Origin of the sequence: Polaromonas aquatica, assembly GCF_042659145.1 — a bacterium.
GTDB lineage: Bacteria > Pseudomonadota > Gammaproteobacteria > Burkholderiales > Burkholderiaceae_C > Polaromonas > Polaromonas aquatica.
The window spans coordinates 157,417-183,476 of sequence record NZ_JBHSRS010000081.1 but is presented as its reverse complement, the minus strand read 5'-3'; the positions used below and the strand labels follow the sequence as shown (position 1 = coordinate 183,476).

At 60.9% G+C, this 26,060-nt stretch carries 29 protein-coding genes; 19 read left to right on the top strand and 10 right to left on the bottom strand.

What is annotated here, in order from left to right; all coding sequences use genetic code 11:
• Position 1 precedes the first annotated feature (1 nt).
• From ACFQND_RS17650 to ACFQND_RS17635, 4 genes are all read left to right on the top strand, one after another.
• Positions 2 to 778 (top strand): aldolase/citrate lyase family protein, encoded by a 777-nt coding sequence (locus tag ACFQND_RS17650; protein WP_371436453.1) that lies wholly within the window; start codon positions 2 to 4, stop codon positions 776 to 778.
• A gap of 15 nt (positions 779 to 793) precedes the next feature.
• Positions 794 to 1,534, top strand: coding sequence for a transporter substrate-binding domain-containing protein (locus ACFQND_RS17645; RefSeq protein WP_371436452.1), 741 nt, complete (start codon positions 794 to 796; stop codon positions 1,532 to 1,534).
• 231 nt (positions 1,535 to 1,765) lie between these two features.
• Positions 1,766 to 2,593: a hypothetical protein gene (locus tag ACFQND_RS17640; RefSeq protein WP_371436451.1), complete on the top strand. Its 828-nt coding sequence runs from the start codon at positions 1,766 to 1,768 to the stop codon at positions 2,591 to 2,593.
• Positions 2,593 to 2,967, top strand: coding sequence for a hypothetical protein (locus ACFQND_RS17635; protein ID WP_371436450.1), 375 nt, complete (start codon positions 2,593 to 2,595; stop codon positions 2,965 to 2,967). Before ACFQND_RS17640 ends, ACFQND_RS17635 begins: the two co-directional genes overlap by 1 nt.
• Positions 2,968 to 2,995: 28 nt before the next feature.
• Here the strand turns inward: ACFQND_RS17635 and ACFQND_RS17630 are convergent, their stop codons facing one another.
• Both ACFQND_RS17630 and ACFQND_RS17625 read right to left on the bottom strand, forming a co-directional pair.
• Positions 2,996 to 3,709 carry a YebC/PmpR family DNA-binding transcriptional regulator gene (locus tag ACFQND_RS17630; protein WP_371436449.1) on the bottom strand — a complete coding sequence of 238 codons (714 nt, stop codon included), beginning with the start codon at positions 3,707 to 3,709 and terminating at the stop codon, positions 2,996 to 2,998.
• Positions 3,710 to 4,028: 319 nt separating this feature from the next.
• Positions 4,029 to 4,304: an ArsR/SmtB family transcription factor gene (locus ACFQND_RS17625; protein WP_371436448.1), complete on the bottom strand. Its 276-nt coding sequence runs from the start codon at positions 4,302 to 4,304 to the stop codon at positions 4,029 to 4,031.
• Positions 4,305 to 4,606: 302 nt separating this feature from the next.
• Between ACFQND_RS17625 and ACFQND_RS17620 the strand changes: the two genes are divergently transcribed.
• Entirely contained in the window at positions 4,607 to 5,722 is a 1,116-nt protein-coding gene (locus ACFQND_RS17620; protein WP_371436447.1) for a DUF2325 domain-containing protein, read from the top strand.
• Positions 5,723 to 5,757: 35 nt separating this feature from the next.
• On the opposite strand, the gene ACFQND_RS17615 is transcribed toward ACFQND_RS17620, so the two are convergent.
• From ACFQND_RS17615 to ACFQND_RS17605, 3 genes are all read right to left on the bottom strand, one after another.
• On the bottom strand, positions 5,758 to 6,105 hold the full coding sequence (locus tag ACFQND_RS17615; RefSeq protein ID WP_371436446.1) for a winged helix-turn-helix domain-containing protein: 348 nt from the start codon (positions 6,103 to 6,105) through the stop codon (positions 5,758 to 5,760).
• A 160-nt stretch (positions 6,106 to 6,265) separates the two neighbouring features.
• On the bottom strand, positions 6,266 to 7,042 hold the full coding sequence (locus tag ACFQND_RS17610) for an IclR family transcriptional regulator (protein ID WP_371436445.1): 777 nt from the start codon (positions 7,040 to 7,042) through the stop codon (positions 6,266 to 6,268).
• Positions 7,043 to 7,052: 10 nt separating this feature from the next.
• A complete protein-coding gene (locus ACFQND_RS17605; RefSeq protein ID WP_371436444.1) occupies positions 7,053 to 7,610 on the bottom strand; it encodes a VOC family protein in 558 nt (185 codons plus the stop codon).
• 99 nt (positions 7,611 to 7,709) lie between these two features.
• Here ACFQND_RS17605 and ACFQND_RS17600 point away from each other — a divergent pair, with 99 nt between their 5' ends.
• Positions 7,710 to 8,561 carry a fumarylacetoacetate hydrolase family protein gene (locus ACFQND_RS17600; RefSeq protein WP_371436443.1) on the top strand — a complete coding sequence of 284 codons (852 nt, stop codon included), beginning with the start codon at positions 7,710 to 7,712 and terminating at the stop codon, positions 8,559 to 8,561.
• Positions 8,562 to 8,638: 77 nt separating this feature from the next.
• On the top strand, positions 8,639 to 9,625 hold the full coding sequence (locus tag ACFQND_RS17595) for a Bug family tripartite tricarboxylate transporter substrate binding protein (RefSeq protein ID WP_371436442.1): 987 nt from the start codon (positions 8,639 to 8,641) through the stop codon (positions 9,623 to 9,625).
• Positions 9,626 to 9,646: 21 nt separating this feature from the next.
• On the opposite strand, the gene ACFQND_RS17590 is transcribed toward ACFQND_RS17595, so the two are convergent.
• Entirely contained in the window at positions 9,647 to 10,351 is a 705-nt protein-coding gene (locus ACFQND_RS17590) for a glutathione S-transferase N-terminal domain-containing protein (RefSeq protein WP_371436441.1), read from the bottom strand.
• A 286-nt stretch (positions 10,352 to 10,637) separates the two neighbouring features.
• Between ACFQND_RS17590 and ACFQND_RS17585 the strand changes: the two genes are divergently transcribed.
• Positions 10,638 to 11,324 carry a glutathione S-transferase family protein gene (locus ACFQND_RS17585; RefSeq protein ID WP_371436440.1) on the top strand — a complete coding sequence of 229 codons (687 nt, stop codon included), beginning with the start codon at positions 10,638 to 10,640 and terminating at the stop codon, positions 11,322 to 11,324.
• Between the two features lie 29 nt (positions 11,325 to 11,353).
• Here ACFQND_RS17585 and ACFQND_RS17580 read toward each other — a convergent pair whose 3' ends face one another.
• Positions 11,354 to 12,457, bottom strand: a complete 1,104-nt coding sequence (locus ACFQND_RS17580; protein WP_371436439.1) for a DNA alkylation repair protein — start codon at positions 12,455 to 12,457, stop codon at positions 11,354 to 11,356.
• Between the two features lie 196 nt (positions 12,458 to 12,653).
• Here ACFQND_RS17580 and ygiD point away from each other — a divergent pair, with 196 nt between their 5' ends.
• Positions 12,654 to 13,550 carry a 4,5-DOPA-extradiol-dioxygenase gene (gene ygiD / locus ACFQND_RS17575; protein ID WP_371436438.1) on the top strand — a complete coding sequence of 299 codons (897 nt, stop codon included), beginning with the start codon at positions 12,654 to 12,656 and terminating at the stop codon, positions 13,548 to 13,550.
• Positions 13,551 to 13,593: 43 nt separating this feature from the next.
• On the opposite strand, the gene ACFQND_RS17570 is transcribed toward ygiD, so the two are convergent.
• Together ACFQND_RS17570 and ACFQND_RS17565 are read right to left on the bottom strand one after the other, a co-directional pair.
• The gene (locus ACFQND_RS17570; RefSeq protein WP_371436437.1) at positions 13,594 to 13,914 is read right to left on the bottom strand and encodes a chaperone modulator CbpM; all 321 of its coding nucleotides are present in this window, start codon (positions 13,912 to 13,914) and stop codon (positions 13,594 to 13,596) included.
• Positions 13,911 to 14,933 (bottom strand): DnaJ C-terminal domain-containing protein, encoded by a 1,023-nt coding sequence (locus tag ACFQND_RS17565; protein WP_371436436.1) that lies wholly within the window; start codon positions 14,931 to 14,933, stop codon positions 13,911 to 13,913. The genes ACFQND_RS17570 and ACFQND_RS17565 overlap by 4 nt, the downstream gene beginning before the upstream one ends.
• A gap of 376 nt (positions 14,934 to 15,309) precedes the next feature.
• On the opposite strand from ACFQND_RS17565, the gene ACFQND_RS17560 reads away from it, so the two are divergent.
• The 5 genes from ACFQND_RS17560 to ACFQND_RS17540 all read left to right on the top strand — a co-directional run bounded on the left by ACFQND_RS17560 (position 15,310) and on the right by ACFQND_RS17540 (position 22,166).
• Positions 15,310 to 16,653, top strand: a complete 1,344-nt coding sequence (locus tag ACFQND_RS17560; protein ID WP_371436435.1) for a GntT/GntP/DsdX family permease — start codon at positions 15,310 to 15,312, stop codon at positions 16,651 to 16,653.
• A 50-nt stretch (positions 16,654 to 16,703) separates the two neighbouring features.
• Positions 16,704 to 18,059, top strand: a complete 1,356-nt coding sequence (gene dsdA, locus ACFQND_RS17555) for a D-serine ammonia-lyase (protein WP_371436434.1) — start codon at positions 16,704 to 16,706, stop codon at positions 18,057 to 18,059.
• 99 nt (positions 18,060 to 18,158) lie between these two features.
• The gene (gene dsdC / locus ACFQND_RS17550; RefSeq protein WP_371436433.1) at positions 18,159 to 19,130 is read left to right on the top strand and encodes a DNA-binding transcriptional regulator DsdC; all 972 of its coding nucleotides are present in this window, start codon (positions 18,159 to 18,161) and stop codon (positions 19,128 to 19,130) included.
• Between the two features lie 147 nt (positions 19,131 to 19,277).
• Positions 19,278 to 20,690 carry a coniferyl aldehyde dehydrogenase gene (locus ACFQND_RS17545; RefSeq protein ID WP_371436473.1) on the top strand — a complete coding sequence of 471 codons (1,413 nt, stop codon included), beginning with the start codon at positions 19,278 to 19,280 and terminating at the stop codon, positions 20,688 to 20,690.
• 828 nt (positions 20,691 to 21,518) lie between these two features.
• A complete protein-coding gene (locus tag ACFQND_RS17540) occupies positions 21,519 to 22,166 on the top strand; it encodes an FABP family protein (RefSeq protein ID WP_371436432.1) in 648 nt (215 codons plus the stop codon).
• Here ACFQND_RS17540 and ACFQND_RS17535 read toward each other — a convergent pair.
• Entirely contained in the window at positions 22,155 to 22,859 is a 705-nt protein-coding gene (locus tag ACFQND_RS17535) for an ArsR/SmtB family transcription factor (protein WP_371436431.1), read from the bottom strand. The two genes, ACFQND_RS17540 and ACFQND_RS17535, sit on opposite strands and share 12 nt — an antisense overlap.
• 78 nt (positions 22,860 to 22,937) lie before the next feature.
• On the opposite strand from ACFQND_RS17535, the gene ACFQND_RS17530 reads away from it, so the two are divergent.
• The 5 genes from ACFQND_RS17530 to ACFQND_RS17510 all read left to right on the top strand — a co-directional run bounded on the left by ACFQND_RS17530 (position 22,938) and on the right by ACFQND_RS17510 (position 26,056).
• On the top strand, positions 22,938 to 24,167 hold the full coding sequence (locus ACFQND_RS17530) for an MFS transporter (protein WP_371436430.1): 1,230 nt from the start codon (positions 22,938 to 22,940) through the stop codon (positions 24,165 to 24,167).
• 104 nt (positions 24,168 to 24,271) lie between these two features.
• Positions 24,272 to 24,664, top strand: coding sequence for a nuclear transport factor 2 family protein (locus ACFQND_RS17525; RefSeq protein ID WP_371436429.1), 393 nt, complete (start codon positions 24,272 to 24,274; stop codon positions 24,662 to 24,664).
• A gap of 113 nt (positions 24,665 to 24,777) precedes the next feature.
• Complete coding sequence (locus ACFQND_RS17520) at positions 24,778 to 25,164, top strand: DUF4345 family protein (RefSeq protein ID WP_371436428.1); 387 nt, start codon at positions 24,778 to 24,780, stop codon at positions 25,162 to 25,164.
• Between the two features lie 12 nt (positions 25,165 to 25,176).
• Positions 25,177 to 25,716, top strand: a complete 540-nt coding sequence (locus ACFQND_RS17515; protein WP_371436427.1) for a cysteine hydrolase family protein — start codon at positions 25,177 to 25,179, stop codon at positions 25,714 to 25,716.
• Positions 25,706 to 26,056 (top strand): DUF6500 family protein, encoded by a 351-nt coding sequence (locus ACFQND_RS17510; protein WP_371436426.1) that lies wholly within the window; start codon positions 25,706 to 25,708, stop codon positions 26,054 to 26,056. Before ACFQND_RS17515 ends, ACFQND_RS17510 begins: the two co-directional genes overlap by 11 nt.
• Positions 26,057 to 26,060 lie beyond the last annotated feature (4 nt).

Here is a 26,060-nt window from a genome sequence, read left to right as displayed (position 1 = left end):
CATGCAGCTTCCCCTCAATCATTTCAAACAGGCCCTGCTGCAAGGTAACCAGCAACTGGGGTTCTGGTGTACTTTGTCCAGCCCCTACGGTATTGAGTTGCTCGCGGGCTCCGGGTTCGACTGGCTGTTGATCGATACGGAGCATTCACCAAGCGATGTGGTGGGTGTCCTGGCACAGTTGCAGGCGGTAGCGCCTTATCCAGTGTCTGCCGTGGTCCGGCCTGCCTGGAACGACCCGGTGCTTATCAAGCGCTACCTGGACATCGGTGCGCAGACCTTGCTGCTGCCCTATATCCAGAACGCGGAAGAAGCCAAAGCAGCCGTGCGGAGCATTGAATATCCATCCAGCGGCATCCGGGGGGTGTCTGCCTTGACCCGGGCAAGCCGGTTTGGGCGTGTCAAGAACTACGCGGCCGAGTGCCGCGAGCAGCTGTGCCTGCTGGTTCAGGTCGAAACACTCGAAGCCATTGACCGGCTGGAATCCATCGCCAGTGTCAAAGGTGTTGACGGGGTATTTATCGGGCCGGGTGATCTCGCGGCAAGTATGGGCCTCGTGGGGCAGCCTGGGCACACTGATGTTGTTTCAGTCATCGAAAAAGCCATTGCCACCATCAGGAAATGCGGCAAACCTGCCGGCATCCTGACAGGTGACAAAGCCATAGCCAGGCGATGCATTGAACTCGGAACCACTTTTACAGCGGTGGGTGTCGACGTCGGGATTCTGGCTACTGAAACAACGCGCCTGAGAGAATCATTTGCACAGTCAGGCCTGAGCTGAGACTTTTGCCATCTTATGAACATCCACCCATCTGTCGTTGACAAACTTGCGCCTGGCGGGGTCCTCAGGGCCTCCATCAATCTGGGTAACCCCATTCTTGCAAAGCTGGACGCGGCCATGGGCAAACCAGCTGGTGTTTCGGTTGACCTTGCCCTTGCGTTCGCGAAGCGTCTTGGCGTGCCCATCGAGTTGCTTGTGGTTGACACCGCCGGGAAGTCGGTGAAGGCAGTGAGTGACGATGTGGCGGATATAGGGTTCTTTGCGGTAGACCCCTTGCGCGGCCAGGAGGTTGCGTTCACGGCTCCTTATGTCCTGATTGAAGGTTGCTATGTCGTTCCGGAACACTCGCCCATGCGGGAGAACCACGAAGTTGACCTGCCCGGCGTGCGTGTATCCGTTGGGGGCGGCAGTGCTTATGACCTGTATTTGACCCGGACATTGAAGCAGGCCGGGGTCGTCAGGGCCGCAAACTCCCAGATCGTGGTGGATGCGCTCCTTGCGCAAAAGCTGGACGTGGCTGCGGGCGTCAGGCAGCAGCTTCAGGCGGATGTTGAACGTATTGGTAGCCTGCGCTTCCTGCCCGGTCGGTTTATGGTCATTCAACAGGCCATGGGTTTGCCAAAAAGTCGGGGTGAGGCTGCGCTGTCTGTCCTTCGCGCCTTTGTTGAAGATGTGAAGGCAAGCGGTTTTGTTGCGGAAAGGCTGGCCCGGCACAACATTCAGGGGGCCACCGTGGCTTCCGGGTTTGAATCCTGATGAATACAGGGTGCTATTTACTTGATAGCTGGATGTACCGATAATTATTGGGCTGCAAGCCACTTTGATAACAAATATGTGAAAATCCGCTACGGCGCAAGCCGGCAGCGCTTCTTTTTACGGTCATGATTTACCGCATCGCGTTCCCGCCAGAAGGCCAAATACTGGAATCTTCCTACAAGCCCGCGCGCCCACGCGGCCTACCATTGGCTTTTGTTTAATGGAGGTGACATGCCAGGCTGCCTTGCCAGCACCGCGATGCACATCGCCTTGGTCGCGGTATGTGCAGCCATGTGTGCGGGCGCGACCGCCCAGGACAAAAATGGGCCTACGCTGGCGCCGGTGACGATCAGCGCAAAGGCGAACCGGGATCCGGTCGAAAAGTCCTACCGCAAGATGATTCGGGGCATGGACCTGTTTGAGCGCGAGCACAGCCTTGCGCCTGCTGCATCGCTGCGATTCAAGCTGTTGCCGCGCCGACGCGAGACGGACATGAACACGATTGACATGGAAGTGATAGGCAGCACCATCGATTTCCCCGTGACCATCGCGGCTGACCACACCTTCACGATACCCCGCGACCAAAAGGCCCTTGACGAGAATGCGCAGGTGATCCCGAATCGCAAAGCGCAAAGCATGACCTGGCGCACCGAAATCCGAACGCCGGGCTTGCCCCCCAATACCAGGCGCCTTGGCGACCTGCGGCTGGAATGCAGGGTGGGGATGGAGGCGGGCCTGGTGTCCAGAAGCCGCAGCATCGCCGGCCTGCTTGTCGGTGCCGCGCTTGATACGCCGGCCTACTGCGACCGCAAGGCACCGCTCTACCTGTTCTTTTCGGACAAGCCGCTGTTCAGTGTTGCTCTGGTGGCAGGCACCCGCAGGGAAATCCTGTCCATAGACAAGCTGTACGCAGCCGCGAGCGATGACCCCAAACTAAGCGAAGACCTTCCGGACTGCGACTGCGAGGTCCTGGTGGACCGCACCTATTTCCTGCCGCTGGGCGACCGCAGCTGGCCCGATGACACGTTGGTCGAGTTTGAATACATGGAGGGCGAATGATGACGCGCCTGCCTGGCAAGCCGCTGTTTTGCATAAGCCTTGCGCTCGCGTCCTGCCTTTGGCTGACGGGCTGTGTGGGCACCGGGGAGTTTGCCAGATCCAAAGACACCAGACCGGTATTCCTCGACAAGAACATGTCGGTACAGGAGGCTCAGGGCGCCATCACCATTGGAGCATCGACCAAGGCCGACGTCCAGGCGGCGCTTGGAGTCGCCACCGTCGTGAAGTTTGATAGTGGCTACGAGGTCTGGGTTTACCGGGGAGCGGACGGCAAGGCCACCACCACGGGCGCTGAGTTTGTCATCCTGTTTGCGCCGTCCGGGACCGTGAAAAAGACCCGGATACGCCCGCCGTCAGATCAGCCCGCGGAATAGGCGGCAGGGCTTTTTGCAGGCTCTGGCCTCAAGCCGCCAGGCCTACAAAAATATTCTGAACATCGTCATTCGCATCGATGGCGGCCAGGAAGGCTTCAACTTCCTCCAGCTCCGCTGCACTGAGGCTGGCGGGGGCTATGGGGTTTTTCGCCTTGTAGCCCAGTTTGGCGGACAGCACGGTAAAACCTTGTGCCGGCAAGGCGCGGCTGACCAAGTCAAGGTCGGCGTGCTCGGTCAGGAACATCGTCGTGCCTTCTTCCTCGCCGGGCTCGAAGTCCTGGGCGCCGGCTTCAATGGCGGCCAGTTCGGGGTCGGCGCCTGCCGCTGCGGGTTCGGCCTCGATCATGCCGACGTGGTCAAAGTCCCAGGAGACCGAGCCGGAGGTGCCCAGATGCCCCTTGCGGAACAGCACGCGCACTTCAGACGCGGTGCGGTTCAGGTTGTCCGTCAGGCACTCGACCATGACGGGAACCCGGTGCGGCGCAAAACCTTCGTAAATCACATGTTCAAAATGCACCGCCTCGCCGGTGAGTCCGGCACCTTTTTTGATGGCGCGCTCCAGTGTGTCCTTTGGCATGGAGACCTTGCGGGCCTGTTCCACGACCAGCCGCAGGCGTGCGTTTGAAGCAGGGTCCGCCCCGCTGCGCGCCGCAACCATGATTTCCTTGGCCAGCTTGCCAAATACCTTGCCCTTGGCATTTGCGGCAAGCTCCTTGCCTTTTGCTTTCCATTGCGCGCCCATGTTTGAGTTTCCTTGTTTCTTGCGGCGCTCACGTGCGCCTGGCCTGTTCCTGATCAGTGGGTCAAGCGCGGCATTTCCAAAAATACGGCGTGTGACCGGGGGTTCTGGTTATACACCCAGATGCGTGAAGTCCGGCTGTCGGCAAGCGGGGCAAACGGCAGTTTTCCTGGAGATGCCCTGATTGCTATCTATTTAATAGCTAACTGCGCTTGTATCTAGGCGGCCATAGGCATTTTTGATGCAAAAAATGGCAAAACCCATGCTCCCGAGTCAGGATGCGGGTTTCTGTATGAAAAAGGAACCGGGCTGGCGGCCCCGCTCACGACATATGGGCGCAGACCCCGCGGCAGATGGAACCTATCTGCCCATCCGCAATGCTGTAATAAATATTGGCGCCATCGCGTCGCCGTTTCAAAATGCCTGCCCTGTGCAGCATGCGCAGGTGCTGGGACATATTGGGCTGGGTGCTGTCTATTTCTTCAAGCAGTGCGCTCACATTCTTTTCGCTGGTCTGCAGGGCCGCAATGACCTGCAGGCGAACAGGGGAGGCCATGGCCCGCAAAAGCCGGGATGCCGAATCGTGAGGGCGTTTCAAGGGTGCTACCTGGGGGAATTCTGCATGCCTGGCTTGCCTAAACGTTGTGTTTATACGTATATTACGCTCATCAAAACTTTGAAAGGGCCGGCAAGGTATTTTTCCGCCGGCCTGTTGTCTGGCACATGCTCAATCCACCTTTCAGGCTTGCTTTCCGGGATGGCGCTTCTTCAAGTACTTCGGGTGCGTATACATCTGCGCGCTGCTGTGAAGATGCGGCCCCTGATCCTGAGATACCGGCCGGCCGTGCAAGGCTGGCCCAGCTCAATCCCCATTTCCATTGCTCGGTACTGGGTACATGCATGAGCACGGCGGAGTTGCGGAAAATTGCCGGGCGTTTCATTGATGTGAAAGGCCTCAGCGATCTTGAGGTGCATCACGAGGCCGTGATACTTGCATCGCAGGCGGTTTCCGCCAAGGCGCTGCACAAGGCCCTTGACCAGCGCCATGCCGCCGTTATCGCGCGTTTTTCCAGGGTACGGGACGAGGACGCGCTGGCGTCCTTGTGGGACGAAGCCCTTGCTCAGGGCGAGATTCCCGGCGCCTACTGGGCGCTGCTCACGCACAGGGACGTGACGGCGGAAATCCGCAAGAAGGCCTTTGGTGATGTGCATATGCTGTCCCACCTCGTTGGTGCGGCCAACCGTGCGGACATTCGCCGGTTGGTGGCGCTTGAGCAGGAGAATGCCGGGCTGCGCGAGCGCCTTGACCGGCAAGCGCTGCGCGCGCAGGAGCTCACGACGGAGCACGACCAAGCGCTTGGGCGACTGCAGGAAGAGCTTGCGGATGTTCAGGGGCGACTGGCTGCAAGCCTGGATACCGGCAGGTCAATAACGCAGGACGACACATTCCAGGCGCGGGAAAGCAATGCGTCCCTTGTGGCCATTCAAACCCAAAGGCGGGAGCGGGCCGAGCAGGCGAGGGTGCATGCGATGGCGGAGGCAGCCCGGGTGCAGGAGGAAATGGATCTGCTCAGGCGCCAGGCAGAGGTTCTGAGTGAGGAGCTTGCTGCGGCTGAAATCCAGCTTCGCGAGACAGGCGAAGCTGGTGAGCAGGGGGAGGGTGTGCTTTCTGGGCTGCAGACCCAGATACGGGGCCGCCGCATTCTTTATGTAGGCGGCAGGCCCAGTTCAACACCCGCAATTCGGGGGCTGGTTGTCCGTAACGGCGGTGAGTTCCAGCGTCACGGTGGGGGCGCCGAAGGCCGCAAGGGCTTGCTGGCTTCCGCCGTCGCTGCGGCCGACCTGGTGGTCTTCCCGGTCGACTGCATTGACCATGATTCGGCAGGCAACCTCAAGCGGCTGTGCGCGCGCCAGGGCATCCCGTTTATCGCCATGCGCAAGGCGAGTGTGGCCAGCTTTGCCGCCGCAATGGCCGGCCACGCCGGGAACGCGGGGCAGCCGGCGGGCGCGGGCTGAGCGTCAATCGATGCTGTTGCCTGAATGCACAGGCGTCACGGTGCAAGCAAGCGGGTCAAGGCGGCGATATCGGTGGCTGCGGCTTCCCGCGCCTTTTCTTCGACGGCACGGTATCGCCTGATCAGCTCCAGTCCCATGGGTGTCAACGCCGTGCCGCCGCCCCTTGAGCCGCCGGTGGCTGTGTCGACGACCGGGGATTTCAGGCCCTTGTTGGTTTCGTCAATCAGGACCCAGGCGCGCCGGTATGACATGCCGATGTGCCGGGCCGCTGCGGAGATGGACCCGGTTTCCGCGATGGCTTCAAGCAGTGCCACCTTGCCGGGGCCGATCACGATGCTGTCATCCCTGTAGATACGCAAGCGAAATTGCACTTTGGGTTTCATGCCCGCAATTGTGCAGGATGCGGTACAAGCCATCAGACCAACGTACACCCGGCGATAAGCCAGGGCGGGCCCGCAGTTGCTGTTTCATTCTTCAATGGCAGGCGTGATTGGAAACCGCGTTGAGGCTGAACGCACATGGCCGCGTCCGGAGGCTTATTTTTTAAGCGCTGGTGTTTTGCCCGGAGGCCGGTGTCTCGCCGCTGGACAGGCTGGCTGCGAGCCGCGCGCCGCAGTCCCTGAGCTTCTGGCCTATGGCGACCGGGTTGAGGAATTCGGCGCGGCGCAATGAGCAGACCAGCGACAGGCTGCCAATCACCTCGCCCTCCAGGATGACGGGGGCGCCGAAGCCCACAACGTCCCTGTCCAGCTCTGCCTGGCTGACGCAGTAACCGGCTTTGCGTATGGCCTTCAATTCACTCCAGGTGGTGGTCCACAAGGCCTCGGTGGCCTCCTTGCCAAAGGTCGCATCAAACACCTGGCGTACGCGCTGCCTGGGCCAGAAGGCCAGCACGGCCCGGGACGGCGCGCCCTTGAACCACGGCAGGCCGCGCCCGCGCAGGTAGGTCAACTCCAGCGGCTCTATGCCCGGCTCATGCACCACGTTGAGCAGGTGGTTGCCATACACGTTGGACAGCAGTACATGGCAGCCGGTTTCACGCGCTAGCTCCTGCAGCAGCGGCATGCCGGCCCTGGTAAGCGGATCGGTTTCTCGAATCAGGGACTCCAGCTCGACCACGCGCGCGCCGACGACGTAGATGCCGCGCGGCAGGCGGACCAGCAGTCCGGCCTTGCACAGCTCCTTCACGTAGCGGTAGGTCGATGAGGGTGTGTAGTTGAAGCGCGCGGCCAGGTCCTCCACATCCCAGGTGTATTTTTCCGGGGTGAATGCGTCGAGCAGCGCAAGCATGCGCGCCAGGCTGGAGGTGGATTCGCTCATCGAGATGAGTCTAGCCGGTGATGCCCATGCGTTGCGCCATTTCAGCGCGCCATTCGCTGCGCGGGCGAAAGCCCGGCAGGCCGCGCGCATGGCGCTCGGCCCAGGCCATCAGCTCGGCCGCCGGCAGTTCGATGGGCATGGGTACACGTGCGGGTTGCGACACATACCAGGGCGTGTCCACGTAGATCTCGATGCGGTTGCCTTCAGGGTCGCGGAAATAGATGGACAGCGCATTGCCGTGTGTGACCGGCAGTATTTCGGTGACGGGAGCCTTCAGCAGGCGTGCATGGAATTCCTGCAGGGTCTCCAGCGAATCGGCAGTCAAAGAAATCTGGTTGATCACATTGAAGTCAATGTGATCGGGCCGGCCGGACGCCAGTACGAGCTGGTGGTGGTGGTCCGGGTCGCGGCTGGTGAACACCAGCTCGACCCGGCCATTCGGGGTGTCCAGGTGGCCGCGGTCCGTGATGGTGAAGTCCAGTACACCGGAATAGAAATCGGCCATGGCCTGGATGTCTTTTACGAAGAATCCCATGTGGCTGAAGGAAAGACCTTTTCGGATGCTCATAGTAGAAACCCGTAGTTAATTTTCAATTAAAAGTGGCAAGATATTATTAGTATTTCGCACATATTGCAAATAACTAAATAAAACTACGAAAGAAATCGAATGAAACTGATCAGCTTTATGCGCCAGGGCAAGTCCTCCTACGGTCTTGTCACCGGCGATGACGTTCTTGACCTCACCCCGATCCTGGGTGCACGGGCGCCAGACCTCAAGGCCCTGATTGCCGGTGACCTGCTGGGTGCCGTGGCCGAGGTGGCCCGCAGCCACAAGCCGACGCTGAAGTATTCGCAGCTGAGCCTGTTGCCTGTCATTCCCAACCCGGGCAAGATCGTTTGCGTGGGCTTGAACTACGGCGAGCATGTGCGTGAAACCGGCAGGGAAATCACTGAAAGCCCGGCACTCTTCCTGCGTGTGAACGAGTCCCAGGTTGCACACAACCAGGACATCGTGCGTCCGCCCGAATCGCAGCGCCTGGACTACGAGGGCGAAATCGCCATCGTCATCGGCAAGGGCGGCCGCCGTATTACCGAAGCCGACGCCTGGAGCCATATCGCTGGCTACAGCTGCTACAACGACGGCAGCGTGCGCGACTGGCAGGTGGCAACCTCGCAGTGGACGCCGGGCAAGAATTTCTGGCGCACCGGCGGCTTTGGCCCCTGGCTGGTGACGGCAGACGAGATCCAGCCAAACCAGTCCATGACGCTGATCACACGCCTGAATGGCCAGGAAATGCAACGCGCCACCACGGACATGATGATTCACAGCATTCCGCGCCAGATTGCCTACATCTCCACCTTTATTCCGCTGGAAGCCGGTGATGTGATCGTGACCGGCACGCCCGGCGGCGTCGGCAACAAACGCAACCCGCCCGTATTCATGAAGCCGGGCGACGTGGTGGAGATCGAGGTTGATGCCATCGGTATTTTGCGCAACGGCATTCGCGACGAAGCCTGAGATTGATCCGCAATGATTGATGCGCGGCTGCAATTGACGTGGTCGCGCGTCTGCTTTTAAAAAACAGGAGACGAATGATGAAGATGTTCCAGGCCCTGAAGGGGCGGCTGTTCGGGGCCGCCATGGCCGGCGTTTGTGTTTCGGTCGCCGCACCTGCGTTGGCGCAGGACGCTTATCCGAACAAGCCGATCCGGCTGTTGCTCGGTTTTGCACCCGGTGGCGGCAGCGACATGGTTGCACGCCTGATCGCCAAGCCGCTGGGCGAGCGGCTGGGCCAGAGCGTGGTGGTCGACAACAAGCCGGGTGCAGGCGGCAATATCGCAGCGGACCTGGCCGCCAAGGCCGTGCCCGACGGCTACACGCTGGTGCTGCTGCCCAGCGGGCATGCGAGCAACGCGGCGATGAAAAAAACGCTGCCCTTCAACCCGGTGAACGATTTTGGCTGGATAGGCACCATCACCACCTATCCGCTGTCGCTGTCGGTCGCGCCAAACTCGCAGTTCAAGACCTTCCAGGAATTCATCCAGCGTACGAAGTCGGAGCCGGGCCGCTACACCTACACCTCGGTTGGTGTGGGCACCGCCATGCACCTTGTCGGCGAATGGCTCATGTCTGAAAGCGGCGGCAGTGCCACGCATGTGCCCTTCAAGGGCGGCACCGGTCCCCTGACCGAGCTGCTGGCCGGCCGTGTGGACGTGATGATAGACACCATGACCAGCACTGCGCCGCTGTTGAAAGAGCAGCGCCTGCGCGCACTCGCCGTGACCTCGCCCAAGGGTGAAAGCAACCTGCCGGGCGTGCCGAGCGTTGCCGACTTTTATCCGAAAGTGGTGTTTGAATCCTGGTTGGGCATTGCCGCGCCGGCCGGCACGCCACCAGCGATTGTGGCGCGCCTGAACAGGGAACTGAAAGCCGTTGTGGACCAGCCGGAAATCCGCCAGAAGCTCATAGGCTGGGGCGGCTCACCCAAGGTCGGAACGCCAGCGGAGTTCCGTGCCCGGGTGGACAACGACATCCAGAACATGCGCCGCATCGTGGCGGAACGGCGCATTGAAACGGAATAACAGGCCGGTGTAAACAGGCTCTCAGGCCCGCTGGGGTACGTTCAGTCCCTTGACGACGGCGGGCCGCGCAACAAAGGCTTCCAGCACCCGTTTGACGTGCTGGAAGTCTTCAAACTTCACCAGATCGCCGGCCTCATAAAAGCCAATCAGGTTGCGCACCCAGCCGAAGGTGGCCATGTCGGCGATGGTGTAGTCGTCGCCCATGATCCAGCTGCGGCCTTCGAGGCGCTGGTTGAGCACGCCCAGCAGGCGCTTTGACTCGGCGACGTAACGGTCGCGCGGGCGCTTGTCTTCGTAGTCCTTGCCGGCGAACTTGTGGAAAAAGCCAAGCTGGCCAAACATCGGGCCAATGCCGCCCATCTGGAACATCAGCCACTGAATGGTTTCGTAGCGGGCTGCCGCATCTTTCGGCATGAACTGCCCAGTCTTTTCTGCCAGGTAGATCAGGATGGCACCGGACTCGAACAGGGCCAGTGGCTTGCCGCCCGGGCCGTTCGGGTCGAGGATGACCGGGATCTTGTTGTTGGGGCTGAGCGAGAGGAACTCCGGCGTCATCTGGTCGTTGCTGCCGAAGTTCACAAGGTGCGGCTCATAGAGCAGGCCGGTCTCTTCCAGCATGATGGAAACCTTGACGCCGTTGGGCGTGGGCAGGGAGTAAAGCTGTATGCGCTCAGGGTGTTGCGCTGGCCATTTTTGAGTGATGGGGAAGGCAGATAGATTGGTCATGCTGGATGAGTTTGGTTGATGCAGAAACGGCGGGGTACTGACGCAGGGCCAAATGTAGCCGAAGCTGCCGATAGCCGCTGGTTCGAGGATTTGGCTGTTCCGGCAGGAATGCATAGCCTTTGAATGCATGTCGTATTTGCTACTTATTTGATAGCTGGCTGCGCTTGTTATACGGTGGCTACAGGCCCTTTTCATGCATAAAACGGTAAAAGGCAGCGCCTGCGGGCTACGGGCGATGCCGGTATTATCAAAAGCTCCATACATCCAAGCAGAAAGACAAGCCGCAATGATCAAGTTCTATTACCACCCGTCACCGAATCCGCTCAAGGTCGCGCTGTTTTTTGAAGAGGCCGGCCTGCCTTACGAACTGATGCCGGTGGACACGCGCAAGGGCGAGCAGCATTCGCCGGAGTTTCTCAAGATCAACCCGAACGCCAAAACCCCGGCCATTGTGGACGGCGATGTGACGGTTTTCGACAGCAATGCCATCCTGCTTTACCTGGCGGAAAAAACCGGCCAGTTCCTGCCCGAGAATACACCGGCTGCACGTGGCCAGATGCTGTCGTGGCTGATGTTTGTCGCCACGGGTATCGGCCCCTATTCCGGCCAGGCGGTGCATTTCAAACACTTTGCGCCCGAGCCCAAGGAATACGCCGTCAACCGCTACACCTTTGAAGCGGAGCGCCATTTCAAACTGCTGGACGCGCAACTGGCCAAGCACCGCTACATGCTGGGCGATACCTACACGCTGGTTGACATGGCGGTCTGGGGTTGGGCAAGGGCCTTGCCGCGCGTCCTCGGTGCCGAGACATGGGCCAGCCTGCCCAATCTCAAGCGGCACCTTGACGAGATCAATGCACGTCCCGCGGCGCAGCGTGCCGAAGCCTTGCAAACCAGGTTTACCTTCAAGACTGAAATAGACGCCGACGCGCGCAAGCAGCTGTTCCCGCAAAACGCGCGGCTGGCAGGCTGACCCACAGCTTGCCGGGGGCGCAGCTTTCCCTATCGCAGCAGGTGAAAGCCGCCTTCGGCGAGGCGCTCGCCATTGACGACAATGTCCACCGCGTGGTGGCCTGCATGGTGAACGCGTGTGGTGAAGTCGCGGATCACCTGGCTGCGGGTGAGCACGACGGTTTCGCCCGCGCCCAGGGTCAGCTCCTTGAGCTTGAACACCTTGGCGGAACTGGCGCCTGATTTTTTAACGTAATGGATGGTGTAGTCCACCACCAGCCGTTGGCTACTGCGCGCTTTTGACACCAGCCTGAATGACAAGTCCAGGCGCTCGCCCAGCCTGAGCTTTTTCGGGCTGACGGAAAAATCATGCAACTGCACAGCCGCTTTTTTGCCGGCACCAATCACGGCCAGCGCACGCCGGTCGCCCTGTTTGATCAAGGTGCGCAGTGCATGCCGGGCGATCCACGCGGAGTGCGGATTTTCCAGCGGCCAACCCTCCAGGCGCTCCAGCACCCAGTCCGGATGGGTTTTGGTAATGTCGTTCAGGTGGTTGGCCACCGACTTGCGCACGTACAGGCTGTCATCAGCCTTGAGGTTTTCAAGAATGGGCGCAGCCAGGCCGGGATCAGCCATCAGCGCATCGAGGCGAAACGACCAGGGCAGGCGAGGGCGGCTGCCTTCACTGGCAAGGCGCCGGACGTGTTCGCTTTTATCCAGCGACCAGGCCTGCATGACGGCCAGGGTACGCGCTGGATCGCGTTTTAGGAATTCGCGGATGGCGAACTCGGATGTGCCGAAGGCCGTGAAAAATTTCAGCGCCTCCATCGACGTATCGAAATCGTCGTGGCCATACAAGCCGACGTAATCGGGCAGCACCAGCGTCACAAAACTGCTGTTGATGCGCGGCGCCAGTTTGCGCAGGACGGTGACGGCTTTTTTATAGTCGGCGGGCAAGGTGGCATGCAGGCTTTCCGTCATGCAGCGCAGGCGCTGCATCAGCGTGAGCGGGTCAAGGCCGGGCAGGGCCAGTTCCAGAAAACGCGCGGCGTCAAAACGCGGGTAGACCGCGGCGGTTTCTTCCGCCACATGGCGGAAGCGGTCGGCGTTGAAGATGTTCTTGAGGGTGGGCGCGGCGGTTGATGCGGATGTCATGTCCAGAATGATGGCAGAAATACCAGGGCCCTGAAACATCATTCAGGCCGCACGCGTCGTAGCGCCCTGCGCAAAATTTTCTTGAACTAAAAATGTTATTCAGGTTCAGAGGCAGAGCAACGGCCCTTTCCCCGCACGTCAAAATGCAGCATGGTGTGCCGTACCAATGACTGACTTTCCGAATTAAAAATACCCCATGGCCTCAAACCCCGACCGACGCAGCCTGTTGATGGGCGGAACGCGCGCCGGCATGCTGCTTGCGTTGTCTTCTCTTGCTGGCCTTGCGAGCGCGCAGCAGCGCCAGCCCGTCAAACGCATGCCGTCCATCTTCATTGGGCACGGCAGCCCGATGAATGCCATACAAGACAACGCTTTCACCCGGCACCTTGCGAAATGGGGCACCTCGCTGGGCCAGCCGGCGGCCATCCTGTCGGTGTCTGCACACTGGCTGACGCCGGGTGTGACTGCGGTAGGTGTGGATGAAAAACCAAAAACAGTCCATGACTTTGGCGGCTTCCCGGCAGAGCTGCACAAGATGGAATACCCCGCGCGCGGCGCGCCTGCCTTTGCGCGCCAGGCTGCAGCTTCGCTGAAGAGCGTGACGGCCCAGGCGACGGAAGACTGGGGGCTGGACCACGGCACCTGGACTGTGCTGCACCACATGTACCCCAAGGCTGATATCCCCGTTTTCCAGTTGTCGATTGATTACGCCCAGCCGGGAAAATACCACTACGCTCTCGGCCAGGAACTGGCCGCCCTGCGTGAAAAGGGCGTGCTCATCCTGGGCAGCGGCAACGTCGTGCACAACCTGCGGGCGACCGAGCGCGGTGTGCCGCAGGGCATCATGGCCAGCAAGCCATGGGCCCAGTCGTTTGACAATGCCGTCAATGCAGCTCTGGCGGCGCGCGATGACAAGGCGCTCATCAACTATTCAGACCTTGACAGTTCGGCCCGCATGGCGGTGCCCACGCCTGACCATTACTGGCCGTTTCTTTATGCACTGGGTGCGGCAGGCAAGTCAGAAAAATCCGTGGCCACCTTTGAGGGTTTTCAGGGCGGAACCATCAGCATGCGCTGCGTGCAGTGGGGCTGATTCCACTTCCAAATCAGCCGTGCACTTGTCGGCTTCGCTTGCGTCAGGTGCCCGTCATTCGGTGCAATTGCGCCCTTAGCTCATCCATTTCGTCCATCAGCTCAAGCGCCAGCGCGGCACCTGCCAGGTTGACACCCAGGTCGCGTTGCAGGCGCAGCGCAACCGTGGCCCGGTGCATGTGGACGCCGGTAAAACGCCACTGCGCTGGTGCGCTGCCGCTGGGCGTCAGTACGCCTTCTTGGACCAGTTCAATGACCAGATCGACCTGCGCAGCACAGGCACGGCAAACGTCCTGCAGCGTCAGCTCGGTCTGGTCTTCAAGGATGAAGCCGGTGAGTCTTGGTGGGGTGTTCTGGGTTGTCATGCCTGGCCTCCAGTGTCTTGCAGTGCGGCGCGCGGATCAAATGATTTGAACGCGGCGGCCATGTCTTCATAGGCTTTTTTGCTGCTTGCCGTATCGGCTGCAGGCAAGACCAGCTTCAGTACAAAGTAGAAATCGCCCGCTGTTTTGCCCGGCAGGCCGCGGCCCCTGACCCGCAGTTTGCGTCCTGCGGCCGAGCCGGAGGGGATTTTCACTTCAACCCTGCCGGTTGGTGTGGGCGCTTCAACCTCGGCGCCCAGGGCCATCTCCCAGGGCGACACCGGCAGGTCCATGTACACGTCAAGGCCTTCTGCCCGGTAGCGGGGATGCGGCAAAAATTCAACGTCAAGGTAGAGGTCGCCGGGGCTGCCCTTGCCCATGCCGGGTGCGCCCTGTGCGGCCAGCCGTATATGCTGGCCGGCGCGTATGCCCTTGGGGATCACGAACTCTATGCTGCGGTCCTGTATCTGCACGCGCCCGTCGCTGCTTTCCTGGGGCATGCGCAGCTGCAGCGTGCGGGTGGCACCGTTGTAGGAGTCCTCTATGCTGATCTGTATCTTCGCGTGCTGGTCCTGGCCGTGCATGTCGAACATGTCCTGGCCGTGCTGGCGTGGCCCGCCGTGGCTGCCGCCGCCCATGCCGCGAAACAGCGATTCAAAAAACTCGCTGTGATCCGCGCCATGCTCGCCGAACTGGCCTTCGGGAAAAGTCCCGCTGCGGCTCCAACTGCTGGATGAATGGCTTGCGTTGCTGCTGCGCCTGCTGCTGGCCCATTCGGGTGGTGGGCGAAAGTCCTGCCCGGCCTTGTAGTCGGCGCCTAACTGGTCGTAGGCTGCGCGTTTTTCAGGGTCTTTCAGTACCTCGTACGCCTCGGCAAGCTCTTTGAAGCGTGCCTCGGCGTCTTTTTCCTTGCTGACGTCGGGATGGTACTTGCGCGCCAGCTTGCGGTGCGTCCGCTTGATGTCCTCAGGTGTTGCGCTGCGCTCCAGTCCCATGACCTGGTAGTAGTCCTTGAATTCCATGAAAACCTTTCAGGAGGAATGCCTCACCGTACCGGATATTTTGCGCGTCGTTTGTAAGCAAAATCCATCAATGCCGATTTATGCGTGGGCTCGCCGCAACTGAACGGGATCGCCAGGCTGTTTGTGCTGCCAACCTTGCCGCCGTACTCCAGGCTGCGGCGTGCCGCCTGGCGTTCGGTCGGAAAAACCGTTTTTCCCTGCCCGGCTTCAGCCTTGCCAAGGCTCCCAGTGGGCGCGCTTGCCGGGCATGGATGATCCTGCGTCAGCTGTCCCTTGAATTTTCATCCTTTGTCAGCCTTTGGGCGCTGCCGTTTAATTCCCGGGAAGACGGTGATTCCGGCCGTTGCTTGGAACTAATCTTTCAGAAGGAGACGTCATGCAGGGTGGTACGGGTTTATTACTGGTTTTATTGGCCGCGATCGTGCTGATCGTCGTGCTGATCGTCAAGGTCCGGGTTCATGCCTTTCTGGCCTTGATGGCGGCCTGTTTTGTGGTTGGCATTGGCTCGGGCATGCCGCTTGCCGACATCGTCGGGTCCCTGGAGAAAGGCGTGGGCGGCACGCTGGGTTTTCTGGCGGCCATCATCGGCCTGGGCAGCATCCTCGGCAAAATGCTGGAAGAGTCCGGCGGCGCCGAGCGCATTGCCCAGACCCTGCTGCACACGCTGGGCAAGCAGCGCGCCTCCTGGGTCATGATGCTGGTTGGATTTATCGCCGGGATTCCGGTGTTTTTCGAGGTCGGCTTCGTCCTGTTAATACCGCTGATCTACGTGGTTGCCAAGGACACCCGCCTCAACATGCTGTACCTGGGCGTGCCGCTGGCGATTTCGCTGATGACGGTGCATTGCATGTTGCCGCCACACCCCGCCGCGATGGCGATCACCGGCATGCTGGGCGCCGACGTGGGCAAGGTGATTCTGTACGGCTTGATTGTCGGGCTGCCAACGGCCGTGATTGCCGGGCCGCTGTGGATCAAGCTGGCCTGCAAGAGCGAAGCGCCGGCCACACAAGACGCCTTCCTGGAAGAGCGTTGCGAGACCCGCGCCAGCAAGGATTTGCCCGGCTTCGGCCTGACCCTGTTCACCATTTTGCTGCCACTGTTGCTGATGGTCGGCAAGACCCTGGGCGTGATGGGCCTGAGCAAGGGCTCGGCGGCCTTCGAGCTGGTGAGCTTTCTGGGCAACCCGCTGACGGCGCTGGTCATTGCCGTGGTATTTGCCTACTGGTCGCTGGGCTTGCGCCGTGGCCTGCGCATGGCCGATCTGCTCAAGCTGACCGATAAATCCTTCCCGCCGCTGGCCAGCATTTTGCTGATCATCGGTGCGGGCGGCGCCTTCAACGGCATCCTGATCGACAGCGGCATCGGCAAGGTGCTGGCCGACTCGCTGGCACAGCTGAACATGAACCCCATCGTGCTGGCCTGGCTGGTCGCCGGCCTGATGCACTTCGCCGTGGGTTCCGCCACCGTGGCCATGATCAGCGCCGCCGGCATGGTGCTGCCGGTGCTGAATACCCACCCGGAGCAGAGCCGGGAAATCATGGTCATTGCCATTGGCGCGGGCGCCATCGGCTGGACCCATGTGACCGACTCCGCCTTCTGGGTGGTGAAGGAATACCTGGGGGCATCGCTGGCCGATGCGCTGAAAAAATTCACCGCCGGCACGGTGCTGGCCTCGCTGGTCGCCCTGGGGCTGACCTTGCTGCTGGCGCAGTTTGTCTGAGCCCTGACCGATAACAACGATATCAAGCTAAACCCATCAAGGAACTGAACATGACGATTTTGGGCAAAACCCTGGAAGACTGGACCACCAGCCACCCCTTGATCCGCGAGCTGGTGGGTCTGCAAGAAACCAGCTGGTTCAACCCGGCCATCGCCCCCACGGCAGAGGCGCTGGGCGACGTTGGTCTCACTGCCGCTGACGTGGCCGACGCCAGCGCCCGCCTGGTGCGTTTTGCGCCCTATATCATGTGGGCGTTTCCCGAGACGGTGGCCAGTAGCGGCATCATCGAATCCGGCATCCAGCCCTTGCCGGCCCTGCAGGCGCTTCTGAATGAACGTTACGGTCTGGCGACTGGCGGCGGCGCCTTGTGGCTCAAGACCGACAGCCACCTGCCAATTTCCGGCTCCATCAAGGCCCGCGGTGGCATTTACGAAGTGCTCAAACACGCGGAAGACCTGGCGCTGGCCGGCGGCTTGCTGCAAACCGGCGACGACTACGCCCAACTGGACAGCGACAAGGCGCGCGCCTTCTTTGGCCAGTACAAGATTGCCGTCGGCTCCACCGGCAACCTGGGCCTGTCGATAGGCATCATGAGTGCGCGCCTGGGTTTCCAGGCCACGGTGCACATGTCGGCCGACGCGCGCCAATGGAAGAAAGACAAGTTACGTTCACATGGTGTCACCGTGGTCGAGTACGCCTCCGACTACAGCGTGGCCGTGGCCGAGGGCCGCAAACAGGCCGAGTCCGACCCCAGCTGCCACTTCGTCGACGACGAGAACTCCACCAGCCTGTTCCTCGGCTACGCAGTGGCGGCTGAACGCCTCCAAGGCCAGCTGGCCGCCGCCAAGATCGTGGTGGACGCCGAGCATCCGCTGTTCGTTTACCTGCCTTGCGGCGTGGGCGGCGGCCCTGGCGGCGTGGCTTTCGGGCTCAAGCTGGCCTTTGGTGATGCCGTGCACTGCATTTTTGCCGAGCCGACCCACTCGCCGTGCATGTTGCTGGGTGTCTATACCGGCGAGCACGACGCCGTGTCGGTGCAGGACTTCGGCATCGACAACGTCACTGCCGCCGACGGTCTGGCGGTGGGCCGTGCTTCAGGTTTTGTAGGCCGCGCCATGCAGCGCCTGCTGGACGGTTACTACACCGTCAGCGACGAGGAGTTGTACCGGCTGCTGGCGCTGATGGAGCGCAGCGAAGGCCTGCGTCTGGAGCCGTCGGCGCTGGCCGGCGTGCCGGGCATGGCCCGGGTGTTGGGCGAGCAGCAGGGCTATCGCGCCCGTGCCGGCCTGAGTGCTGAGCGTCTTGCCCGGGCCACTCATCTGGTCTGGGGCACAGGCGGCGGCATGGTGCCGCCGGCCGAGATGGAGGCCTATCTGGCCAAGGGCCGCCAGTTGCTGCAAGACTGAGCCCTTGAGGCGTGAATCAAGCGCCCGTTCCGCTGCCAATTTCTAAAAATTTGGTACAAAGCGGAACGGGCGCTTTGCCGTTCGAGGGAACCTACTGCCATGCTGAATCTTCCTCCCCGCATTGCTTCGCGGCTCAACAGCAGCCAGTTTTCCAATCTCTACACCTTTCTGGTGGCCGCCCGCCATCTCAGCTTTGCGGGCGCCGCCGACGAGTTGTGCCTGACCCCGAGTGCGGTCAGCCACCGCATTGGCCGGCTGGAGCGCGCCCTGTCCATTCGCCTGTTCCAGCGCCTGACGCGCCAGGTCTGCCTGACCGAGGAGGGCGAGCGCATTTTCGGCATCTTGCAGCACGCGGTGGGCGAGTTGTCCGAGGCGTTGCAGCCCAGCTCGGAAGCCGAAGTTGCCGGCACCATTGCGCTGTATGCCCGGCCATCGGTCGCGCAATGCTGGCTGGTGCCCAGGCTGGCGGATTTCACCGAACGCTACCCGCTGGTCGCGCTGGATATCCGGGTGGGCAATGACAACGCCGACTTCCGCACCCGCAATATCGACCTGGCCCTGTATTACGCCAATGGAGACTTTCCCGGCCTGGTCAGCCACAAGCTGATGGACGAGAAAATGGCGCCGGTCTGCAGCCCCGAATACGCCCGCCGCCACGGCCTGCTGGCGCATCCGGAGCATCTTCGCAATTGCACCCTGCTGCACGATGCGCTGGCCTGGGACAACGCCGCCAGCGACGCCGAATGGATGCTCTGGGCCAGGCAGCACGGCATGTTGGCGCAGTTGCCCGGACGCGGCATCAGCTTTGACCGGTCCGACCTGTGCGTGGTGGCCGCGATGAACCACGCCGGTATCGCGATAGGCCGTCAGCAACTGGTGCAAAAGCGCATAGACCGCGGCGAGCTGATCCTGCCTTTTGGCGGCTTCACCCAGTCCGGCCACTACGATTACTACCTGGTTCACCCGCCATACGACCCCATGCCCAGGCGGCTGCAGGTCCTCATGGACTGGCTGCACGAATGCGCCGGCCCCTCAGCGTCGACGGGCAACGTCGAGCCGTTATTGGTTTGAGCTGGTTGCCTCCAGAGCCGATGGTGGTGGTCACAGGCGCCGCAGACCATATTGAACCGGTGCGCGGCCCGGACTGGAGTTGCGCATCTAATGCGTGGCGCTCGCTGGCCCTATCATCGCCGGATGACTTCAAGCACAAACAACAGTATGGCCGGCAGCGGACTTGCGGCCCTTTTTGATGCCCAATACCGTGGCAGCCGCACCCAGGTCGAAGTGCCGCTGGCCCTGCGCCGTGACCGGCTGTTGCGCATGCGCACCCTGCTGGATGAAAACGGCGCGGCGCTGGCCCAGGCGGTGCAGGCAGATTTCGGCGTGCGCTCGCCGCAGCTGACAGAGATCGCCGACCTGTTTGTGTTGCGCACCCTGCTGTCGCACACGCTCAAGGCCCTGCCCAAATGGATGAAGCCGGTCAAGGTCCGCACACCGCTGTATCTGCAACCCTCGCATGCCTACCTGCAACGCCAGCCGCTGGGTGTGGTGGGTGTGGTGTCGCCGTGGAACTACCCGGTGCAGCTGTCGCTGGGGCCGGTGATCACCGCGCTGGCGGCGGGCAACCGCGTGATGCTCAAGCCGAGTGAGCTGACGCCAAAAACCTCTGCCTTGCTGGCCGAGCTGATAGGCAAGGCCTTTGCTGCGGACGAGGTTTGTGTGGTGCTGGGTGACGGCCAGCTTGCCACCGGGTTCTCCAGCCTGCCGTTTGACCACCTGTTTTTTACCGGCTCCACTGCGGTGGGCCGCATCGTGGCCAGGGCGGCTGCGGCCAACCTCACGCCGACCACGCTGGAGCTCGGCGGCAAGTCACCCTGCATCATTGACGCGTCCTGCGACATGGACCAGGCCGCCATCAAGATTGCGCACGGCAAGCTCCTCAATGCCGGCCAGACCTGCATTGCGCCCGACTATGTGTTGCTGCCCAGAGGCAGCGAGGCTGCATTTGGCGAGGCCTTTGCAAAAGCGGTCGCGAAACTTTTCCCCACCATTGCTGGCAACCCGGATTACGCCGCCATCATCAGTCCGGGCCACCATGAACGCCTGAAGGCGCTGTTGGTGCAAGCTGAAGGCGAGGGCGCGCGCGTGCAGGTGCTGGACCCGGGCGCTGCAGCTGGAAGGCCTGAGTCAAGGCAGATGGCGCCGGTGCTGGTGTTTGGCGCTGCGGCGGACTCCAAGCTGCTCAACGAAGAAATCTTTGGACCCATCCTGCCCGTGCTGCCTTACGACTCGCTGGACGGCGCCATCGAGTACATCAACGCCAGGCCGCGGCCGCTCGCGCTGTACTGGTTTGGCACCGACACCACAGCGCGCGACGCCGTGCTGGCGCGCACCGTGAGCGGCGGAGTCACTGTCAATGACACCCTGATGCACATCGCCCACGAAAACCTGCCCTTTGGGGGCGTAGGCGAGAGCGGCTGGGGCAGCTACCACGGTGAGGCTGGTTTCCTGCGCCTGACGCAGCAAAAGCCGGTGCTGGTGTCGTCGAAGTGGGCGCGCGGCGATCTGTTTTACCCGCCATATGGCAAACGCTTTGACCAAGTGATGGGATTGCTCAAGCGCTGGTTGTAGGCTAGGGGCACGCTACGCTATTGATGGCTCGTGCGGCTAGAGCGCAAGTAATGAGTCTGCTGGCTGACCTGGTCTAGAAAGCGAATGGATTGCAAGAGTGGGTTGCGTAGGGGGAGTTTCATGACTGGATGAAGTTACAGAATATGATCCCGAAACCCAACCTGCAAGCCATCTTCATGAGTATTTATTGTCCAAATTAGATTGCAACCGCCGTTTTATACCGCGGGTTTTGCTGCATACATTTCGTTAGAACTCACATGCACTATTTTTGGAAGCGCGAGAAAACTGCCCTATCACCATATTTGCGAGATCCGGGTCGACTGGGAGACGTGATCGCGGCAATCCAAGCTATGGCTACATATAAGTTCTACAAACTTTCGTTCGCGGGATGGGCAGACCGCATGTCTGCCGATGAGGCGCTCGCTGATAGGTGGAAGCTAGTATTCTTGGAGCATCCGGAGTTCTTTCGATTGGACTCAACCAGAGAGAAGGCCTCTCTCGTTTGGAGACGTCAGTTTCCAAAGCGATACGACGTTGACGCAGAGAAGGCTTTAACGAGTGCAGAGTACGAAACCCTTACGAACGAACAGAAAATTCGGGTTTCTCGCGTTCCTCTTTCGTCATCGGATATCAAGGCTCTAGTGGATACAGCTGTCAATCTACATTCCCGTGCGCTGGAACATCAGAAAGACAAGCGATGGTGGGTTGCTCTCGCAGGAGCCGTCGGCGGCTTAGTTGGTTCCGTGCTGGGTACCCTGCTCAAGTGAGTTCCAACCCTTCCTATATGGACTCCCTCTCAAGCGCAAGAAATTGACCTATAGATTAACCATGGAAAACTTCCCTAAAGACATCTACACAGAACCCGAGCCGGACGTCGATACGCTCGCTAATCTGGGACCACTCACCGGAATGGCAGGCATCTGGACCGGCACGCGCGGCCTTGACGTCAACCCCAAGCCGGATGGCCCTGAGAAGCAGGCTTTTATCGAACATATCGAGCTGCAGCCTATCGATGCGCAGACCAATGGGCCGCAACTGTTTTATGGCTTGCGTTACCACACGCGAATCGTCAAGCCTGATGATGTCGAGACATTTCACGACCAGGTCGGCTACTGGCTATGGGAGCCGGCGACAGGCAATCTGCTCCAGACGCTGTCGATACCGCGCGGACAAACGGCGATGGCTGTCGGTCACGCGGCGGCTGATGCGAAAACGTTTCGCCTCCAGGCGGTGAGGGGATCCCTGACGAACGGGATCGTGTCCAATCCTTTTCTGGAGCACGCCTTCAGGACGGAGAGCTACACCATCACGGTCACTATCAACGCCGATGGAAGCTGGTCCTACGAGCAGGACACGGTGTTGATCATCCCGGGGCAGGCGGAACCGTTCCACCATACGGATCGCAACACGCTGCGCAAGATCGGCGAACCTACGCCCAACCCAACGGCACAAGCCGCTGCAAAATCAGGTGCGTGACGGCACACCCAGTACTTTCCGTATCGCGACATCGCCTTTCGGCGTGATGCTGACAATGCGCGAGCGCGGCGTGCGCAATATCCAGCCCTCGCGTACATAAAGGTCCAGCAGCGCAGCGCCCAGAACGCCGGCCAGGTGCGGGCGGCGCTGCGTCAGGTCTACGCAACTGCGGGCAAAGGCGCGCCGGCCCTTGTGCCCTTCGGTCACGTCTATGCCCAGCGCGGCCAGCTTTTCCTTGCCAAGCCGCGTGGCCTTGAACTCCTGGCCGCTGCCCACCAGCCAGCGCTGTTTCAGCATGGCCTCCATCACCTGTACGGCCATCTCTCCGGCGAGGTGATCGTAGCAGGTTCTGGCATGCAGGAACTGGCTGGGCATGGCCCGTACTATGGGCGGGTGCGGTGGTTTTCTCGGGCGTATGGATGCACCGAACGATGCCAGGCTTTCGATCAGGCTGGCGGCTTCGGCGCCTGCAATGCGGAAGTAGCGGTGGCGGCCTTGCGCCTCGGACAGCAGCAAGCCGCCTTCCACCAGTTTTGCGAGGTGGGCGCTGGCCGACTGCGGCGAAACATTGGCTGCAAACGCCAATTCGCCGGCAGGGCGGGTGGTGCCGTCTATCAGCGTCCAGAGCATGGTTGCGCGGGCCGGGTCCGCCAGCAGGTTGGCGATGCGGGGAATGTTCAGTGCGTCGTCCATAGTTCATTCCATGCTGAAATGTAGAAGGCCTATATTGCCAATAATGAAAGCTGCTGTCCACGACAAACCAAGTAAAAAATGAACACACCAATCAAACCCCGCATGTTCTACGGCTGGTGGGTGGTTGCGGCCGCATTCGCCGTGACCTTTGTGGGCTTTGGCAGCGCCTACACCTTCAGCGCTTTTGTCGAATCCCTGCAGAGGGATTTTGGCGCCTCGCGCGGTTCGGTTTCGCTGGTGTTCTCGCTGGCCGGTTTTCTTTATTTCGGCCTCGGTGTTGTGAGCGGCCCGCTGGCTGACCGCTGGGGCTCGCGCCGCCTGGCTGTTGTGGGCATGGTGCTGGTGGGGCTGGGCCTGGCCGTCGCCAGCCTGTCGCGCAACCTGACGCAGGTTTATGTGGCCTACGGGCTGGGTGTGGGCGTTGGCGTGGGCCTGTCCTATGTGCCTGTGCTGGGTGTGGTGCAGCGCTGGTTCGTCAAACGCCGCGGGTTTGCGTCCGGCCTGGCCGTGAGCGGGATTGGCGTTGGCACGCTGGTCATGCCGCCGCTTGCTGCATTCCTGATCGACGCTTTGGGCTGGCGCAATGCCTACCTTGCGCTGGGCTGCCTTGCCGCTATCGTGGGCGTGGGCATGTCGCTTTTGATTGCAAACGATCCGCGTGATCGCGGGCTGGGGCCAGACGGAGACCCCATGCAGGCCGGCGCGCACCTGGCAAAGCCGCAGGGCTTTTCAGTGCCTGATGCGATCAGGTCGCGGCGCTTTATCGGTCTGTATGCCGCCTGCCTGGTGTGCTCGTTCGGGCTGTTTGTGCCTTTTGTGCATCTGGTGCCTTATGCGCTGGATCACGGCGTGCCGCAAACATCGGCTGTGCTGCTGCTGGGCGTGATTGGTGTGGGCAGCACGGCAGGGCGATTTTTCCTGGGCGGCATTGCCGACCGCATGGGCCGGCAGTCTGCGCTGTTGCTGATGTTTGTGGGCATGGCGCTTGCGCTGGTCGTCTGGGCCGTCTCGACCGGCTTCTGGGCGCTGGCTGTTTTTGCATTTGCCTATGGCGTGTTCTACGGCGGTTTTGTGGCGCTGCTGCCGGCGCTGGTCATGGACTATTTTGGCGGGCGCAATATCAGCGCCATCATCGGCATCCTCTACACCAGCGTGGCGGTTGGCACGCTGGTTGGCCCCAGCGCTGCCGGGTTTGCCTTTGACTTCAGCCACAGCTACATGCTGCCGATACTGGCCAGCATCTTTGCGAATGTCATTGCCGCCCTTATCATGACAGGTGTGTCAAAGGCGGCCGTCCCTGCGCAATGAGCTGGTGACCCAGGCCGCCGCCGGGCTGGGCGCGGATGAACTGAAAAGCCTGAGTGCAAGCGGCGTGATCTGACGCCACCTTCTTTTGAATGCGGGGTTTGCAAATGGATACCGCCCTCGAACGCAACAAGCAGAACGCCATGGCGTTCTACGAACTCATGTTCAACGAATGCAAACCCGCGGAAGCCATAACGCGCTTTGCGGGCGGGTCTTACACCCAGCACAACCCGCATGTCGCGGACGGCAAGCAGGCCTTCATCGACTACTTTGAACGCATGGCCAGGGACTACCCCGGCAAACGCGTGATTTTCAAGCGCGTCATCGCTGAGGGCAATCTTGTGGTCCTGCACTGCCACCAGGTCTGGCCCACCGACGCGAACAGGGACTGGGCCGGCATGGACATCTTCCGCTTTGACGACAAAGGCAAGATCGTCGAGCACTGGGATGTCTTGCAGGTCGTGCCCGGCGAGTCGGCGCATGCAAACACGATGTTCTAATTGCCTTGCCGTTGTTTTTGAGGGGTGCGGTTAACCGCAGTCCCGGCGGCTTGCGCGTCGCCTGGAACAGGGGCCTTGCTTTCATCCGTTTGTTCACTTAGAAGGAATCGAAGATGACACCAGAAGCCCCGCTCCTTGCAAGCCAGGTCGTCGTACAGGTCTGCCTGTTCCTGGTTGCGGCCATCGCGCTGTTCGGTGGTGCGCTGCAGATGTACCTCGGCCAGCCCGACACCTCACCGCGACTGGACAATGTGCACCGGTTCATGGCCGGTGTGTATTTCTCCACCGGCGTCATCAGCTTCTGGGCGGCCATCACCATTCGGCAGCAGGGAACGCTGGTCTACCTGCTGGCCATGGGTGTTTTTCTGGCCGGCATAGGCAGGCTGGTGTCCATCAGCAAGGTAGGCCTGCCAAAGCCCGCGGCCGTATGGCTGGGTTATCTGGTTCCCGAGCTGTTGCTGCCCGTCATCATCGTGATCGCGCATCATGGCGCGGCCTGAATTGCCGGCACCATGAAAACCGCACTACTCATCATTGATGTTCAGCAAGGCTTGTGTGAGGGCGTGCACCAGGCTTTTGAATCTGCGGAGGTCATCAAGCGCATCAACCAGGTTTCGGCCAGGGCACGTGCTGCGGGCATTCCGGTTATTTTTATCCAGCATGAATCGCAGCCGGGGTACCTGGAGTTCGGGACGCGGGAGTGGCAGCTTGCCGAGGGGCTGCACAGTGAAGCCACTGATATGCGCATCCGCAAAACGACACCGGACTCGTTTCTGCGTACCGACCTGGAGGCGACGCTGAAGGCGCATGGCATCAGCGATCTGATAATTTGCGGAATGCATACGGAGTTTTGTGTGGACACAACGACACGCAGGGCGCTTGCACTCGGCTATCCGGTGACGCTGGTCGAGGATGCGCACACCACAGAAGGGAACAGGTATCTGACGCCTGTCCAGGTCATTCAGCATCACAATGCAACGCTGACCAACATCTCGAGTTTTGGCCCCAGGGTCACAGCCGTGGCTGCCGAAGCGCTGCAGATTGCTGCCTGACTTCCTTCCTGTGTGGATCCCTGCTCAACTCAAAAAATCTGCTCCAGCCGCATCCGAAAACCAGTTACCGCCAGCAGCGCCAATGAACATGCGTACAAGCCTGAGACAAAAGATAGTTGCAGTTTGCGAAAAAAAGATCGGGGAGAAGGGCGCCAATGTCGGCCTGTCTTTTTATGCGTTCTTTTCCAACAGGAATGACAATCCAGAACTCCTGATGGAAGCTGCGGCATGGTGGATTCAAACGCACCAGTTGGACCACTTTGAAAAAGCCGTCAAGATCAAGCGCCTTGTCGAGCAGGAAGCCGATCTGACGCACGCGTGCATGGACCCCGAGGATTGAAAAC